13 protein-coding genes are annotated in these 15,524 nt (G+C 68.2%); 10 read left to right on the forward strand and 3 right to left on the reverse strand.

Features of this window, described 5'->3' with window-relative positions; translation table 11 throughout:
• Positions 1–149: 149 nt before the first annotated feature.
• From D0Y85_RS19455 to D0Y85_RS19495, 9 genes are all read left to right on the forward strand, one after another.
• Positions 150–617: a hypothetical protein gene (locus D0Y85_RS19455; protein ID WP_117311678.1), complete on the forward strand. Its 468-nt coding sequence runs from the start codon at positions 150–152 to the stop codon at positions 615–617.
• A 553-nt stretch (positions 618–1,170) separates the two neighbouring features.
• Positions 1,171–3,060 (forward strand): tRNA uridine-5-carboxymethylaminomethyl(34) synthesis enzyme MnmG, encoded by a 1,890-nt coding sequence (gene mnmG / locus D0Y85_RS19460; RefSeq protein ID WP_117311679.1) that lies wholly within the window; start codon positions 1,171–1,173, stop codon positions 3,058–3,060.
• 149 nt (positions 3,061–3,209) lie between these two features.
• Positions 3,210–3,740 (forward strand): gamma carbonic anhydrase family protein, encoded by a 531-nt coding sequence (locus D0Y85_RS19465; protein WP_117311680.1) that lies wholly within the window; start codon positions 3,210–3,212, stop codon positions 3,738–3,740.
• Positions 3,741–3,864: 124 nt separating this feature from the next.
• Positions 3,865–4,554 carry an RDD family protein gene (locus tag D0Y85_RS19470; protein WP_117311681.1) on the forward strand — a complete coding sequence of 230 codons (690 nt, stop codon included), beginning with the start codon at positions 3,865–3,867 and terminating at the stop codon, positions 4,552–4,554.
• Positions 4,551–5,543, forward strand: a complete 993-nt coding sequence (locus D0Y85_RS19475) for a stage II sporulation protein M (RefSeq protein WP_032976855.1) — start codon at positions 4,551–4,553, stop codon at positions 5,541–5,543. The genes D0Y85_RS19470 and D0Y85_RS19475 overlap by 4 nt, the downstream gene beginning before the upstream one ends.
• A complete protein-coding gene (locus D0Y85_RS19480) occupies positions 5,533–7,164 on the forward strand; it encodes a DUF4129 domain-containing protein (protein ID WP_117311998.1) in 1,632 nt (543 codons plus the stop codon). The genes D0Y85_RS19475 and D0Y85_RS19480 overlap by 11 nt, the downstream gene beginning before the upstream one ends.
• Positions 7,161–8,351, forward strand: a complete 1,191-nt coding sequence (locus tag D0Y85_RS19485; protein ID WP_117311682.1) for a DUF4350 domain-containing protein — start codon at positions 7,161–7,163, stop codon at positions 8,349–8,351. The genes D0Y85_RS19480 and D0Y85_RS19485 overlap by 4 nt, the downstream gene beginning before the upstream one ends.
• Positions 8,348–9,334: a MoxR family ATPase gene (locus tag D0Y85_RS19490; RefSeq protein WP_025877520.1), complete on the forward strand. Its 987-nt coding sequence runs from the start codon at positions 8,348–8,350 to the stop codon at positions 9,332–9,334. Before D0Y85_RS19485 ends, D0Y85_RS19490 begins: the two co-directional genes overlap by 4 nt.
• Positions 9,331–10,629: a DUF58 domain-containing protein gene (locus tag D0Y85_RS19495; RefSeq protein ID WP_117311683.1), complete on the forward strand. Its 1,299-nt coding sequence runs from the start codon at positions 9,331–9,333 to the stop codon at positions 10,627–10,629. Before D0Y85_RS19490 ends, D0Y85_RS19495 begins: the two co-directional genes overlap by 4 nt.
• Positions 10,630–10,773: 144 nt before the next feature.
• On the opposite strand, the gene D0Y85_RS19500 is transcribed toward D0Y85_RS19495, so the two are convergent.
• Genes D0Y85_RS19500 through D0Y85_RS19510 form a run of 3 tightly spaced genes read right to left on the reverse strand, consistent with a single transcriptional unit; the run spans position 10,774 to position 13,176 of the window.
• A complete protein-coding gene (locus tag D0Y85_RS19500) occupies positions 10,774–11,421 on the reverse strand; it encodes a hypothetical protein (protein WP_117311684.1) in 648 nt (215 codons plus the stop codon).
• Entirely contained in the window at positions 11,421–12,599 is a 1,179-nt protein-coding gene (locus tag D0Y85_RS19505) for a glutathionylspermidine synthase family protein (RefSeq protein ID WP_117311685.1), read from the reverse strand. The genes D0Y85_RS19500 and D0Y85_RS19505 overlap by 1 nt, the downstream gene beginning before the upstream one ends.
• Positions 12,600–12,606: 7 nt before the next feature.
• On the reverse strand, positions 12,607–13,176 hold the full coding sequence (locus tag D0Y85_RS19510) for a DUF1190 domain-containing protein (protein WP_117311686.1): 570 nt from the start codon (positions 13,174–13,176) through the stop codon (positions 12,607–12,609).
• A gap of 500 nt (positions 13,177–13,676) precedes the next feature.
• On the opposite strand from D0Y85_RS19510, the gene ilvD reads away from it, so the two are divergent.
• Positions 13,677–15,515, forward strand: coding sequence for a dihydroxy-acid dehydratase (gene ilvD, locus D0Y85_RS19515; protein ID WP_117311687.1), 1,839 nt, complete (start codon positions 13,677–13,679; stop codon positions 15,513–15,515).
• The last annotated feature ends 9 nt before the right edge of the window (positions 15,516–15,524 follow it).

The raw sequence follows: 15,524 nt of genomic DNA on the forward strand, positions 1-15,524 counted from the left end.
TAACGTATGGCTCCGCGCTGGCGAGGGCGCCATCGGTCATGCCAGCATGCATGCCTACACCGCCATTCATCCTGGCCGGCGGAATTAAGGGCTGATTCAACGCCGGCGGCTGAAGCTGCCTGCATACCCGTCCTCTGGGGGGACCCATCATGAAAACGCGCCTGATGCTTGCCGGTGGCCTGCTGCTGGCCCTGACCGGTTGCACCACCTATGACTATGTCGGTGGTCGCGGCGGCGGTTACTACCACGGCGCGCCGTCGGTGGAGTACCGCTACCCTTATGGCTACCCGTCCGGCTACGGCTATCCGTATTACGGCGGCGGTGGCTATTACGGCTATGGCGGCCCGTACTACCAGCGGCCGATCTACCGCCCGCCGCACCACAACCACCGCCCGCCACCGCGTCCCGGCAATGGCGGCGAAAACCGCCCGCCACCGCCGCCGCGCCAGAACAATGGCGGCTCGCCCTGGCGCAACATGGATTCGATGCGTCGACCGCCCCAGCCCGCACAGCGGGTCGAGCGTCCCTCGCCGCCGCCGCAGGCGCGCCCGGCTCCGGCTCAGCGTGCGCCGAGGATGAACAGTTCCCCTTGGCGTGCCATGGATCGTGAGAGATAGCGCACAGTTGACGCTTGTTCCATCTTGCATTTCACACGGTCCAAGCCTCAATCTACGCAGGTGGTGACGGCCAGCGTCACAAAGTGACAAAAGCGTTAAGGGCCCGTCCCAAACAGCTCTACGTCGATATCCGACAGGAACATCTGGATCCCCCCTGTTCCGGCCCTGTCGGATGTCGGCACCTTTAAGGACGAACGGCCCCGCACTGCGGGCCGTTTGTTGTTTGGGACACCAGAGCGCGCGGGCAGTAGATCGCCGCCATGCGTGGATGCCGCGTTCCTGGCCGCCCCAAAAACAGGGCCGGACAGTCCCCGACTGCCGGCCCCTCTGCTTCCCCACCGTGCGCCTGTACCGGCCCCTGTTCCAATTCCGGTCACCAGCGCCTGCGGCGCCAGCCACGGTGGGTGCTATTGGGTTATCTGCAAAAATCCTGCCAACTTTAGGGTTGATTTCGACGCCGGCCAGCCGGCGCCAGCGTCCCCGCCCGATTGGCGCTAAAATCGCCACCCCGGCGCCGTCTCCGGCTGCGCCTGCCCCTTGCTGAACAGCCCCCATGATCGATTCCTTCCATCGTTACGACGTCATCGTCATCGGCGGTGGCCACGCCGGCACCGAGGCCGCGCTGGCTGCGGCCCGTACCGGCGTGCGCACCCTGTTGCTGACCCACAACATCGAAACGGTGGGGGCGATGAGCTGCAACCCGGCCATCGGTGGCATCGGCAAGGGCCATCTGGTCAAGGAAATCGACGCCCTCGGCGGTGCGATGGCGCATGCCGCCGACCGCGCCGGCATCCAGTGGCGCACCCTCAACGCCTCCAAGGGCCCGGCCGTGCGCGCCACCCGCTGCCAGGCCGACCGCAACCTGTACCGCATGGCGATCCGCGCCATCGTCGAGGGCCAGGCCAACCTGACCGTGTTCCAGGCGGCGGTGGATGACCTGGTCATCGAGGGCGACCACGTGCGCGGGGTCATCACCCAGACCGGCCTGCGTTTCGATGCCGAGGCCGTGGTGCTGACCGCCGGCACCTTCCTGGCCGGCAAGATCCACGTCGGCCCGACCCAGTACGCAGCCGGCCGCATGGGCGATCCGCCCGCCACCACGCTGGCTGCACGCCTGCGCGAGCGGCCGTTCCAGGTGGACCGCCTGAAGACCGGCACGCCACCGCGCATCGACGGCCGTTCGCTGGACTACAGCGTGATGGACGAGCAGCCCGGCGACACGCCGCGCCCGGTGATGTCCTTCCTCGGCTCGGTGGATGAGCATCCGCAGCAGGTCAGCTGCTGGATCACCCACACCAGCGAGCAGACCCACCAGATCATCCGCGACGCCCTGCACCGCTCACCGCTGTACAGCGGCCAGATCGAAGGCATCGGCCCGCGCTACTGCCCCTCCATCGAGGACAAGGTGGTGCGCTTTGCCGAGAAGGCCAGCCACCAGATCTTCGTCGAGCCCGAAGGCCTGGGCATCGTCGAGATCTATCCCAACGGCATTTCCACCTCGCTGCCGTTCGACGTGCAGCTGGAGATGGTGCGCAGCATCCGTGGTTTCCAGAACGCGCACATCACCCGCCCCGGCTATGCCATCGAGTACGACTTCTTCGATCCACGCGGGCTGAAGGCCTCGCTGGAAACCAAGCTGGTCAACGGCCTGTTCTTCGCCGGCCAGATCAACGGCACCACCGGTTATGAAGAAGCTGCCGCACAGGGCCTGCTGGCCGGCCTCAACGCCGCTCGCCAGGTGCGTGGCCTCGAGGGCTGGTGCCCGCGTCGCGACGAAGCCTACCTCGGCGTGCTGGTGGATGACCTGATCACCCACGGCACCAACGAGCCGTACCGCATGTTCACCAGCCGCGCCGAGTACCGCCTGCAGCTGCGCGAAGACAACGCCGACCAGCGCCTGACCCCGTCCGGCCGCGACATGGGCCTGGTCGATGATCGTCGCTGGCGGGCCTTCGAAACCAAGCAGGCTGCCGTGGCCGCCGAGCGCACGCGCCTGGGCGCGCTGTGGGCCACGCCGGCCAATGCGCTGGGCCGCGAAGTGCAGGAAACGCTGGGCGTGGCGGTCAGCCGCGAAACCAACGTGCTGGACCTGATCAAGCGCCCGGAACTGGATTACGCACAGCTGATGCGGGTGCCCTCGCTCGGCCCGGCCGTGGCCGATGGCAAGGTGGCCGAACAGGTGGAGATCGGGGTGAAGTACGCCGGCTACCTGGATCGCCAGCGCGAGGAGATCGAGCGCCAGCAGCGCCATGAAGCAACGCCGATTGCTGGCGATTTCGACTACGCCATCGTGCGCGGGCTGTCGGCCGAAGCGCTGCAGAAGCTCGAGCGCGTGCGTCCGCAGACCATCGGCCAGGCCCAGCGCATTCCGGGCATGACCCCGGCGGCGATCTCGCTGCTGCTGGTGCACCTGGAGCGCGCACGGCGCGGACGCGTGGCATGAAAAAACGGTAGTGCGGGCCGCTGGCCGGCAACCCGATGCACCTTCGGCAGAACCTCTGCGGTTGCCGGCCAGCGGCCCGCACTACCGGCAGGGCTGCGTGCTGCACGCGGTATCATCATCGCGATTGCCCCGCTCTTCCGGAGATTCCGATGACCCCGCTGCGCCCCTTCCGCGACAAGATGCCGGTACTCGGCCAGCGCGTGTATGTCGATCCGGCCTGCACGATCATCGGTGATGTCGAACTGGCCGATGACGTGTCGGTCTGGCCGGGCACGGTCATCCGTGGCGACGTCAATTTCGTGCGCATCGGTGCACGCACCAATGTGCAGGATGGCACGATCATCCACGTCAGCCACCACAGCCCGTACAACAAGGCCGGCTACCCGACCTTGATCGGCGAAGGCGTCACCGTCGGCCATGGCTGCATCATCCACGCCTGCAGCATCGGCGATTACAGCCTGATCGGCATGGGCGCGTGCATCCTCGACGGTGCCCGGGTCGAGCGCCATGGCTTCGTCGGTGCCGGTGCGGTGGTCGGCCCCGGCAAGGTGGTGGACGAAGGCGAACTGTGGGTGGGCAACCCTGCCCGTCCGGCGCGCACGCTCAGCGACAAGGAGATCGAGTCGCTGCACTATTCGGCCGACCACTACGTGCGGCTGAAGGACGAATACCTGGGCTGAGGCCGCTTCGCCGATGGCCGGGCTCTGCTAAAGTCTGGGCCCGACCAGGAACCGTCGAGACCCCCATGCCCGTGGCTGCACGCCGGAGAGGACTCCAGCGCCCACTTCGGCGGCCATCGCGCTGATGGCCGCGCCGATGCTCGATACCTACCGCGAGGTGGTAACGCCGGAAGGCGTGCCGCTGCAGTTGCCTGCGGCCGGGCCGATGCCGCGTGCGCTGGCCTGGCTGATCGACCTGGCCGTCCGCTTCGGCGCGCTCACCGTGCTGTCCATTCCGCTGGCCCTGCTCGATGAGTTCGGCCGCGGCCTGTACATGGCGCTGATGTTCCTGCTGATGTGGGCCTACCCCATCGTCTGCGAAGCGCTGTGGGGCCGTACCCTCGGCAAGCGCGTGCTGGGCCTGCGGGTGCTCGCGCAGGATGGCGCGCCGGTGGGCTGGATGGCCTCGATCACCCGCAACCTGCTGCGCACCGTGGACATGCTGCCTTTCGGCTACGCACTGGGCCTGATCAGCAGCCTGTTCGATCCGCATGGCCGCCGCCTGGGCGATCTGGTTGCCGGCACGATGGTGGTACATGCACCGCCGCATTACCTGCCGCCGCCGGCCACCATCGACAGCGCGCTGGCGCCGCCGCAACCGCTGCGGCCGGAGGAACAGGCGGCGGTGATGGCCTTCGCCGAGCGCGCGCCACGCCTGTCACCCGCACGCCAGCAGGAACTGGCCGGCATCGCCGAGCCGTTGACCAGCGCGTCCGGCCAGGTCGGCGTGCTGCGCCTGTATGCAATGGCCAACTGGTTGCTGGGACGACGATGAAGCAGGAGCAGTTCGTCGCCCGCCATCAACAGGAATGGCATGACCTGGAGCAGTGGCTGCAGCATCGCGCCGGTGCCTCGCGGCGGCGCCGGCGCAGGCCGGGCGCGGAAGAAGCCGGCGATGTCAGCTTCCCGCAGCGTTACCGACGGCTGTGCCAGCAGCTGGCGCTGGCCCGCGAACGCGGCTACAGCCCGCAGCTGGTGCAACGCCTGCAGCAGTTGATGCAACACGGCCATGGCGTGCTGTACCGCACGCCGCCGACCCGCTGGCGGCGCGCGCTGGAATTCCTGGTTGCTGATTTTCCGCTGCTGGTGCGCAGCCAGGCGCGCAGCATGTGGGCAGCGCTGGCGATGTTCGCAGTGCCGGCGCTGGCCTGCTTCGTGCTGGTGCAGGTGTACCCGGACAGCATCCACCTGCTGATGGACAACGGCCAGATCGCCGAGATGGAGCGCATGTACGATCCATCCGCCGAGCGCCTGGGCCGCGACAGCGGCACCGACTGGATGATGTTCGGCTACTACATCATGAACAACATCAGCATCGCCCTGCGCACCTTCGCCAGCGGCCTGCTGGCGGGGTTGGGCACGCTGCTGGTGCTGCTGTTCAATGGCATCACCATCGGCGCGGTCGCCGGCCACCTGCAGCACATCGGCCATGGCGGCCCGTTCTGGCGCTTTGTGGCCGGCCACGGTGCGTTCGAGCTGACCGCGATCGTGATTGCCGGCGGCGCCGGCCTGCAGCTGGGTATGAAACTGCTGGCTCCCGGGCGGCGGCGCCGCCTGGATGCACTGGTCGAAGGCGGGCGCATCGGCGCGCGGCTGTGCCTGGGCGTGGCCTTCATGCTGCTGCTGGCCGCGTTCGTGGAAGCGTTCTGGTCCTCCATCGCCGACATTCCGGCCGCAGTGAAGTTCAGCGTGGCCGGGGTGCTGTGGGCCGGCGTGCTGCTGTGGCTGTGGCGCGGTGGACGCGGAGGTGGCCATGCGGATTGACCATCTGGACGTGGTGCTGCGCGCGCGCAGCAGCTGGGAAGCGATGGAGCTGGGCAGCGCGCTGGTCCGCCGCCACGCACGCGGTGTGTGGGGCAGCTGGCTGCTGGCCAGTGCACCGTTGTTCGTGCTGTTCAATGCACTGGCCTGGTGGCTGGATGCCTTCGGCTGGGCGTGGCTGGCGATGTGGTGGTGCAGACCGTTGTTCGAACGCGCACCGCTGTACGTGCTCTCGCGCGGCATCTTCGGCGAACGGGTCGGCCCGCGCGATGCGCTGCGCGCACAGCGGCAGTGGGGCGGCAGCGGCTTCTGGGGCTATCTGGGCTGGCGCCGTTTCAGCGGCCTGCGCAGCCTGTGCCTGCCGGTCAATCTGCTGGAGGGCAATGCGCCCGCCCAGCGTGGCCCACGCCGGCGTGCAGTCGCCGCCGGCGCTGCGGGCCCTGCGCTGGTGCTGGCGGTGATCTGCCTGGCATTCGAGCTGGTGCTGGTGGTGGGCGCGATCGCCACTATCTTCATCTTCATCCCGCTGGAACTGCTGCCCGAATCCTGGCGCGCAGCGTGGGCGATGGTCAGCGTGGAGGCGCCTGCGTGGGCCAAGCTTGGCCTCAACCTGTTGTGTTGGCTGGCGGCGGCGCTGATCGGGCCGTTCTACGTCGGCGCCGGCTTCGGCCTGTACTTGAACCGACGCACGCAGATGGAAGCCTGGGACGTGGAAATCGCCCTGCGCCGCCTGCGCGAACGCCTGCTGCCGGTCGCCTCTTCGTTGGTGCTGCTGTTGTGCCTGGCGCTGCCGTTGGCGCCCGTGCACGCACAGGACGCCGACACGCCGGACGCCGCGCAGACCGCCACGGCCAACGCCGCTGAAGACGACGACGAAGACGCGGAAGACGCTGAAGAAGCGGCCACTGCGGAAAACGATCCGGCCAATACACCGCTGGTGATCTTCGGTGACAAACCGGTGGATACCGCGGGCTTCCGCCAAGCGGTGAACCGCGCCTACGAAGACCCGCTGCAGCGGCCGACGCGGCAGGTCAGCCGATGGAAGCCGATCGAAGACGGCGCCGAAAAGAAGAAGGACAAGAAGGATCTGCAGAAGGACAGCGGCAGCAACGCGGACCGCAAGGCACGCAGGAGTGGCCAGTTGTGGCTGGCCCGGCTCGCCGAATGGGGCCTGTGGGGGCTGTTGGGGGTTCTGCTGCTGGTGCTGCTGTTGACCGCGCGGCTGTGGCTGCCGTGGTTGCGCGGTTCCGGCCGCCGCAAGGAAAAGCAGGCACCGCAGATCACCGAAGAGCAGGTGGAAATGCCGGTGGTGCTGCCGCCGGATGTGGCGACCCAGGCCGGGTTGCTGTGGGACCAGGGACGGCCGCGGCAGGCGCTGGCGCTGCTGTATCGCGCCAGCGTGCGCACGCTGGTGGAGCGCACCGGCATCGCGTTGCCGCCCGGTGCCACCGAAGCACAGTGCCTGCGCGCCTCGCGACGGATGTCCGACAGCACCGACCGTGAACTGTTCGCGCGCGTCGTGCGCATGTGGCAGTACGCCGCCTACGGTGGGCGCCTGCCCACCCGCAGCGATTTCGACGCGTTGGCCAGCACGCTGCGCCAGCAGTACGGGTGGCAGGCATGAGCCCGCGCCTGTTCTGGTCGTTGCTGCTCGGCGCGCTGGTCCTGTTCGGGGTGCCGCTGACCATCCTGTTCCTGCGCACGCACGAAAAGGTGACCGAGACCGTCGTGCTGCCGCCGCAGGGCGAAGCCAGCTACAACCCGCTGTATGTGCTGGGCCAGGCGCTGCGCGCCGACGGCATCGAGGTGCAGTCCCGGCAGCGGCTGGACCTGGCACAGATGCCACTGGCCGCCACCGATACGGTGGTATTGCTGCAGGATACCGCCGACATGCCGCCGCGCACTGCGCAGGCCCTGCTGGACTGGGTCGCCACGGGTGGCCATCTGCTGCTGCGCACGCAGCCACCGGCCGAGGACGATGCCAGCAGCACGCAGGGCCCCCTGCTGGACAGGATCGGCGTGGACAGCCTGTTCCATGGCAGCGACTGCCAACCCTTCCACGTGGTGGATGATCCCAGCCACGTCGAGTTCTGCGGCGGCCGGCGCTTCAGCCTGGGCTTCCAGGCCAACGCCACGGCCGAGCGCCGCTGGGGTGGCCAGGAAGGACTGGTGTTCGCGCGCCTGCCGCATGGCAAGGGCCGCATCGACGTGCTGGCGGACATGGACGTCATGCGTGGTGAAGGCCCGTCCGCAGCAACACGCCGCCGCGCTGTCGACGCCGATGCCGTTGCCCGCGATGGCCTGCATGACCTCTCCCACCGCGACCTGACACGCTACCTGCTCGATCCCAACTATGGGCGCGGCACGATGTGGCTGGTGTACGGCAGCCGCCCGCCATCGCTGGGCGCGCGCATCTTCTACCAGGGCTGGCCACTGTGGGTGCCGCTGCTGCTGGCGATCCTCGGCTGGCTGTGGTCACGCGCGCAACGCTTCGGCAGTGCCCTGCCCGCGCCGGTGGTCGAACGCCGTTCGTTGCTGGAACACGTCCGCGCCAGTGGCGAACTGCTGCTGCGCTTCGGCCATGGCACGCGCCTGTACCTGGCCGTGCAGGCGCTGTTCCTGCACCGCCTGCGCCTGCGCGCGCCCGTCGCTGCAGCACTCGACGGTGCTGCGCGTGACCAGGCCATCGCCGCGGTGCTGCAATGGCCCGTCAGTCGAGTCGCCAGTGCACTCACCCCGCCTTCGCCGCATGATTCCTCCGCCCTGCGCGAGCGCATCCGCTTGCTGCTCCAGATGAGATCCCTGCTATGACCGATGCCCCTGAACTTCCGGCGGCCGCCACCGCCCGCCTGATCGAACGCGTCGACGCCATCCGCCAGGCCGTCGGCCACGCCTTCATCGGCCAGGCCGATGTGCTCGACCAGATCCTGGTCGCCCTGCTGGCCGGTGGCCACGTGCTGATCGAAGGCGTGCCCGGCCTCGGCAAGACCCTGCTGGTGCGCGCGCTGGCGCAGGCACTGGAACTGGACTATGGCCGCGTGCAGTTCACCCCCGACCTGATGCCCAGCGACGTCAGCGGCCATGCGGTGTACGACCCGAAGAGCGAGAGCTTCAAGATCCGTCGCGGCCCGGTGTTCACCAACCTGCTGCTGGCCGACGAGATCAACCGGGCCCCGGCCAAGACCCAGTCCGCGCTGCTGGAAGTGATGCAGGAAGGCCAGGTCACCATCGAAGGCAAGGCCTTCACCCTGGCACCGCCGTTCATGGCGCTGGCCACGCAGAACCCGCTGGAACAGGAAGGCACCTATCCGCTGCCGGAAGCGCAGCTGGACCGTTTCCTGCTGAAGGTGCTGATCGACTATCCGCAGCTGGAGGACGAGAAGCGCATGGTCGCGGCGATCACCAGCGGCCGTGCCGCCAGCGATTTCGACCTGAGCCAGGTGCCGCGCGTGCTCGGTGCCGGCGAACTGCTGGCGTTGCAGCAGGCCACCGCGGCAATCACCGTGGATGACGAAGTGATCGACTACGCGGTGCGCATCGTCGCTGCCACCCGGCAGTGGCCGGGCATCGCCGTCGGTGCCGGCCCGCGTGGCAGCATCGCCCTGGTGCGTGCCTCGCGCGCGCAGGCGGTGCTGGCCGGTCGTGACTTCGTCACCCCCGATGATGTGCGCGATATCGCCCGCCCTGCCCTGCGCCACCGCATCGCATTGGCACCGGAGCTGCAGATCGAAGGCCAGGGTGCCGACGACGTGCTGGGTGCGCTGCTGGCCAAGGTGGAAGCGCCGCGCCGATGAGGCCTGCGCCGCTGCTGCTGGCGTTGTTGTTGGCCTGGGCTGCGCTGGGCGGCGTGGTGCTGGCCGGGCTGCTGCCACGCTGGAGCTGGGCGCTGGCCGGCGCACTGGTTGCGGTGCTGGCACTGGTTGATCTGTGGCGGCAGCGGCGACGACCATCGCCCAGCGTCGAGCGCGACGTGCCCGAAGCCCTGGCACTGGGCGTGCGCCGCGAGATCGGCCTGCGCCTGCAGTCCGGGCAGGCCATGCAGGTACAGGTATTCGATCTGGTGCCAGGCGGTTGGCCACTGGAATCACTGCCGCAACGCGTGCAGTTGCGGGCGGGCCATGCCAGTTCGCTGCATTACCACGTGCAGCCGCAGCAGCGCGGTCGCTTTGCCTTCGAAGGCGTGCAGCTGCGCATCCGCTCGCCGTGGCGGTTGTGGTGGCAGCAGCGCACGCTGCCACCGGCGCTGGAGGTGCGGGTCTATCCCAACTTCGTGCCACTCACCCGATTTGCGCTGTTCAGTGCCGACCAGGCCTCGCGGCTGGTCGGTGCCCATGTGAAGCGCCGCCGTGGCGAAGGCACCGACTTCCACCAGATGCGCGAGTACCGCATCGGCGACAGCCTGCGCCAGCTCGACTGGAAGGCCACCGCCCGCGCGCGCAAGCTGATCTCGCGCGAGTACCAGGACGAGAAGAACCAGCAGCTGCTGCTGATGCTCGACAGTGGCCGGCGCATGCTGGCCAGCGAAGGTGGGCTCTCGCATTTCGACCATGCCTTGAACGCCTCGCTGGTGGTGGCCTACCTGGCATTGCGCCAGGGCGATGCTGCCGGCCTGTTCGCGGTAGGCGGCGAGCGTCGCTGGGTGGCGCCGCAGCGCGGCATGGACACGGTGCAGCACCTGCTGCGCGCCAGCTACGACCTGCAGCCACAGGCCGTGGCCACCGATTACCTGGCTGCCGCCACCGAAGTCTCACTGCGCCAGCCCCGGCGCGCGCTGGTGATGCTGGTCAGCAACGTGCGCGACGAGGACATCGAAGACCTGCTTGCGGCGGTGCGCCTGCTGCAGCGCCGTCATCTGGTATGCGTAGCCAGCCTGCGCGAGCGCGAACTGGATGCTGCGATGGAAGGTGAGGTGCACACGGTGGAAGATGCCGCGCAGGCCGGTGCCGCCGCGCTGTACCTGCAACAGCGCGCGCAGGCGCATGACGCGCTGCGTGCCGAACGGGTGATGGTGCTGGACGTCACGGCCGATGCCCTGCCCGCCGCGCTGGTGGAGCGCTATCTGGCGGTGAAGCGCGAAGGGCTGCTCTGACCTGTGGGACCGCTGCGCTCGCCGGGCATGGCCCGGCGCTACCGACACGTCGCCTTGGTAGGTGCCAACCTTGGTTGGCACACGCACCACAGCGCCGACCAAGGTCGGCCTCTACCAACGGCGGTTGCCGACCAGCGGCCGGCACTACCCCTGCAACAACCGCCGCTGCAGACGCTCCACCGCGCGCTGCAGCAGCACGCGATGCCGCGCCAGTTTCATCCACTGCGGCAGCCGCGAGAACATCGAGCGATGATGCCCTTTGGTTTCACGCAGTGTCGCCACAGCGTACTCATGAAGCGCCTGCAGATGCTCGGCGTTGTAGGCCCAAAGCAGACCTGCGCGGGTCGGCTCGACCAGATGCAGCGGCAGGCCGAAATGTGGATCGGCCGGCTCGGCATCGCGCAGCGGACGCGTCACGACCGTGACATCGCTGCTGCGACCGCATTGCCCGCATCTGGACGAAAACGTTGGTGGTGCGGGCACGCCAGCGGGAATCCTCCGATGTACATGCAACCATTGGTGCCCGCAGTACCCACACGGCCGACGCCCCTGCATGCACACCGCGCCCACCCAGTCGCCACTGTCCAGCGCAACGCTGCAGCCGGTGCAGCGGAAACGCACCGTCCAGCGGTAGGGCTGCCAGCTCGCCAGCACCCAGCCCGGCGTATCGCAGCGGTGGCAGCGCACCGCGATGCGGTCGGCGAACGCATTCAGGCCGCGACCATCGTCGAAATGACGGCCCGGTACGGGAGCAGGACGCCCGCGCCGACCGGGCGGGCGTTGCACCGCCATCAGACGTAGATCCGCGTCGGCGCTTCGTCGATGATCGCGTGCGGCACGAAGCGCGCACTGTCGCGGGTGATCGCGCTGTCGTCCTCGCGGATGCCGATGCCGCAGGCGTGGTCGCCGATCACCCAGCTGCCGATCAGCGGGTAACCGCCTTCGAAGCGGGTGAGCGGATGCGCACGCTGGAGGATCGCCGGACCGTCGTACGGACCGTCGCTGCGCTGCGTGCTGCCGTCGGCCAGGTGCATCTCGATGTTGGCACCTTCGCGCGAGAACAGCGGCTTGCGCACCCAGCCCGAGGCCAGCGCGCTGCCGTCATCGAAGTGTGCTTCCAGCAGGTTCGGATGCCCGACATTGCGCTGCCACAGCAGCGGCAGGATGCCCTTGTTGCTCAGCACCGCCTTCCACGCCGGTTCCAGCAGCTGCACGCCCGAGCCCGGCAGCGCGCGACCGAACTCCTCGGCCATCAGGTCTTCCAGCGGGTACAGCTTGAACAGCGTGCCGATCACCGTATCGTCCAGCGCGGTGAAGCGCCCGTCTTCGGACAGGCCGATGTCCTCGATGGCGATGGCCTGGCCATGCAGGCCGGCCTGCGAGGCGCAGTCGCGCAGGTAGTCGACAGTGCCACGGTCTTCTTCGGAACTGCCCACCGCGCTGAAGTAGAGCGGCGGCGGCAGCTGCGTGGCCAGTTCGCCGAAACGCTCGACCAGCGCTTCATGGATCGCGTTGAACTGGTCGGCGTGCTGCGGCAGGCGGCCGGCGTTGCGCTGGTCCTCCAGCCACTGCCACTGGAAGAAGCTGGCTTCGAACAGCGAGGTCGGCGTGTCGTAGTTCAGTTCGTACAGCTTGGCCGGCCCGGTGCCGTCGTAGGCCAGGTCCAGGCGCCCGTACAGGTGCGGCTGGCGCTGGCGCCAGCTGTCGGCGATCCAGTCTCGGTAATGCGCGGGGATCGCCAGCTGGTCCATCAGGCGCTCGCTGGCGATGACATCGCCCACCAGGTCCATCGCCATCTGGTGCAGTTCGGCGCTGGGGTCTTCGATGTCCTGTTCGATCTGGCGCAGGGTGAACGCGTAATACGCGCTTTCATCCCAGTACGGCTGGCCGTCGATGGTGTGGAAGCGGAAACCGGCTTCCTCCGCGCGCGCCCGCCACTGGGCGCGCTCGGCAATACGGATACGTTGCATGGGTCGATCAGCCGCCGACGCTGCTGCCGCTGCGGCGCGCACTGGTGCTGCCGAAGCCGCTGCGGCTGGCGGTCACCGCACGGTTCGGTTCGCTGGTGACCGGGGCCAGCCCGGCCTTGCCCGCGCCGATGCCGCTGGCGGTGTTCAGGCCGCCGCTGCCGCCCGGGGCAGGACGCGCCCAACCGGCACTCTTGTCCTGGTAGGCCGGTGCCGAAGCCGGCGCCTGCGGGGCCAGGCCACCGCGGTTGCTCAGCATCTGCGACATGAAGAAGCCCATCATCATCGGACCGATGAACGAGGTGCCGGCCGAGGTGTGCTGCTGCACGCACTGCTCAGGCTTGTAATCCTGTTCGCAGGCTTCCTTGGTCGCGTACTTCGGCGCTGCGTCGGCAGACTTCTTCTGCGCCTCGGCAAACGCATTGCGGCACGCCGAAGGATCAGCGGTAGCCGCGGTGCAGGCCTCCACCGAGGTATACAGGCCTTCCTGCACCTGCACCTGCTCTTCCTTCTGGCAGGCAGTGAACAGCAGCGGCGCAGCGCTCATCAGCAGCAGCGCGGTGGTGCGGGAACGTTTCATGGCCTCATGCCTTCAAGTCGGAACAATGCCCCATCATGCCAAATCCGGGCCAACAACCGGAATCGGCAAAGTAGGAAAGATGAACGGAATTTCATTTTCGTCGTTCCTATCGAGCTTCATCCACGCATGGCGTGGATCTACTGGCCACGGCCACCTGTCGAAGGCAGGCTGGGTCCGGTTGCGGGGCGTGAGCGCCATGGGCCCGAGGCATGCCTCGGGCGGGTTGGGCAGGACGCCCAACCCTGGTCTTGCCGTGTGCGCAGGACAGCGCACACGAGCAAGGCGCGACCGAGCCTACATGGACGTATTTACGGCGTCCCCGCCACCGGACCCACCCGCCATCCCGCGGATAGCCCGCTTTTGATTTTGACGTTGACGTTGATTCGGCAGGTGCAGGGCGCAGCCCTGCCCAACCCCACCCGGTGGTTGCAGCAGCAACCGAAAAACTCCGCCATGATCAACCGACCCCCACGTCGTACGGCCCGCCCGTTCCGCCAGCCATGCCCGAATACCGCTCCCGCACCTCCACCGCCGGCCGCAACATGGCCGGTGCCCGCGCCCTGTGGCGTGCCACCGGCATGAAGGATGGCGACTTCCACAAGCCGATCATCGCCATCGCCAACTCCTTCACCCAGTTCGTGCCCGGCCACGTGCACCTGAAGGACCTTGGCCAGCTGGTCGCGCGCGAGATCGAACAGGTTGGCGGCGTCGCCAAGGAATTCAACACCATCGCCGTGGACGACGGCATCGCCATGGGCCACGACGGCATGCTGTACTCGCTGCCCAGCCGCGAGATCATCGCCGACGCCGTTGAATACATGGTCAACGCCCACTGTGCCGATGCGCTGGTGTGCATCAGCAACTGCGACAAGATCACCCCCGGCATGCTGATGGCGGCGCTGCGCCTGGACATCCCGGTGGTCTTCGTCTCCGGCGGACCGATGGAAGCCGGCAAGACCAAGCTGTCCGAGCACAAGCTGGACCTGGTCGACGCGATGGTCGTCGCTGCCGATGACAGCGCTTCGGACGAGAAGGTCGCCGACTACGAGCGCAGCGCCTGCCCCACCTGTGGTTCGTGCTCGGGCATGTTCACCGCCAACTCGATGAACTGCCTGACCGAAGCACTGGGCCTGTCGCTGCCGGGCAACGGCACCACCCTGGCCACGCATGCCGACCGTGAAGCACTGTTCCGTCGCGCCGGCCGCCTGATCGTCGAACTCTGCCACCGCTGGTATGGCGGCGAAGACCCGCGTGCGCTGCCGCGCGGCATCGCCACCCAGGCCGCGTTCGCCAACGCCATGACCCTGGACATCGCCATGGGCGGCTCGACCAATACCATCCTGCACCTGCTGGCCGCCGCGCAGGAAGGCGAGGTCGACTTCGACCTGACCCACATCGATGCACTGTCGCGGCGCGTGCCGCAGCTGTGCAAGGTGGCACCGAACACGCCGAAGTACCACATCGAGGACGTGCACCGCGCCGGTGGTGTGTTCGGCATCCTCGGTGAACTGGATCGCGCCGGCCTGCTGGATACCTCGGTGCCGACCGTGCACAGCGCCACGCTCGGTGAAGCACTGGATCGCTGGGACGTGATGCGCAGCGACAACGACACCCTGCACACCTTCTTCAAGGCGGGCCCCGCCGGCATTCCCACCCAGGAAGCCTTCAGCCAGGCCACGCGCTGGCCGTCGCTGGACCGGGATCGCGCCGAGGGCTGCATCCGTGCGCTGGAACATGCCTATTCGCAGGAAGGCGGGCTGGCCGTGCTGCGCGGCAACCTCGCCGTCGACGGCTGCGTGGTGAAGACGGCAGGCGTGGACGAATCGATCCACGTGTTCGAAGGCAATGCGCGCGTGTTCGAAAGCCAGGACGCCGCCGTGGCCGGCATTCTTGCCGATGAAGTGAAGCCCGGCGACGTGGTGGTGATCCGCTACGAAGGCCCGAAGGGCGGCCCGGGCATGCAGGAGATGCTGTACCCGACCAGCTACCTGAAGTCGAAAGGCTTGGGCAAGCAGTGCGCATTGCTGACCGACGGCCGATTCTCCGGTGGCACCTCGGGCCTGTCGATCGGCCACGTTTCGCCGGAAGCGGCCAGCGGCGGTGTGATCGGACTGGTGGAGGATGGCGACCGCATCCGCATCGATATCCCGGCCCGCCGCATCGACCTGCTGGTGGATGAGGCGACGCTGGCCCAGCGCCGCGCCGACGCCGATGCACGGGGCTGGAAGCCGCGCGCACCGCGACCACGCAAGGTCACCAGCGCGCTGAAGGCCTATGCCCTGCTGGCCACCAGCGCCGACAAGGGCGCCGTGCGCAACACCGCCCTGCTCGGCGACTGAAGACGATAG

The organism is Stenotrophomonas sp. G4 (assembly GCF_003428825.1).
GTDB classification, from domain to species: domain Bacteria; phylum Pseudomonadota; class Gammaproteobacteria; order Xanthomonadales; family Xanthomonadaceae; genus Stenotrophomonas; species Stenotrophomonas indicatrix.

What these genes read in the sequence shown, in the direction of transcription:
- D0Y85_RS19455 (WP_117311678.1), top strand. Translation starts at nt 150, where the DNA reads ATGAAAACGCGCCTGATGCTTGCCGGTGGCCTGCTGCTGGCCCTGACC.
- D0Y85_RS19505 (WP_117311685.1), bottom strand. Translation starts at nt 12,599, where the DNA reads ATGCAACGTATCCGTATTGCCGAGCGCGCCCAGTGGCGGGCGCGCGCG.
- D0Y85_RS19500 (WP_117311684.1), bottom strand. Translation starts at nt 11,421, where the DNA reads ATGGCGGTGCAACGCCCGCCCGGTCGGCGCGGGCGTCCTGCTCCCGTA.
- D0Y85_RS19465 (WP_117311680.1), top strand. Translation starts at nt 3,210, where the DNA reads ATGACCCCGCTGCGCCCCTTCCGCGACAAGATGCCGGTACTCGGCCAG.
- ilvD (WP_117311687.1), top strand. Translation starts at nt 13,677, where the DNA reads ATGCCCGAATACCGCTCCCGCACCTCCACCGCCGGCCGCAACATGGCC.
- mnmG (WP_117311679.1), top strand. Translation starts at nt 1,171, where the DNA reads ATGATCGATTCCTTCCATCGTTACGACGTCATCGTCATCGGCGGTGGC.
- D0Y85_RS19480 (WP_117311998.1), top strand. Translation starts at nt 5,533, where the DNA reads ATGCGGATTGACCATCTGGACGTGGTGCTGCGCGCGCGCAGCAGCTGG.
- D0Y85_RS19485 (WP_117311682.1), top strand. Translation starts at nt 7,161, where the DNA reads ATGAGCCCGCGCCTGTTCTGGTCGTTGCTGCTCGGCGCGCTGGTCCTG.
- D0Y85_RS19510 (WP_117311686.1), bottom strand. Translation starts at nt 13,176, where the DNA reads ATGAAACGTTCCCGCACCACCGCGCTGCTGCTGATGAGCGCTGCGCCG.
- D0Y85_RS19475 (WP_032976855.1), top strand. Translation starts at nt 4,551, where the DNA reads ATGAAGCAGGAGCAGTTCGTCGCCCGCCATCAACAGGAATGGCATGAC.
- D0Y85_RS19470 (WP_117311681.1), top strand. Translation starts at nt 3,865, where the DNA reads ATGGCCGCGCCGATGCTCGATACCTACCGCGAGGTGGTAACGCCGGAA.
- D0Y85_RS19495 (WP_117311683.1), top strand. Translation starts at nt 9,331, where the DNA reads ATGAGGCCTGCGCCGCTGCTGCTGGCGTTGTTGTTGGCCTGGGCTGCG.
- D0Y85_RS19490 (WP_025877520.1), top strand. Translation starts at nt 8,348, where the DNA reads ATGACCGATGCCCCTGAACTTCCGGCGGCCGCCACCGCCCGCCTGATC.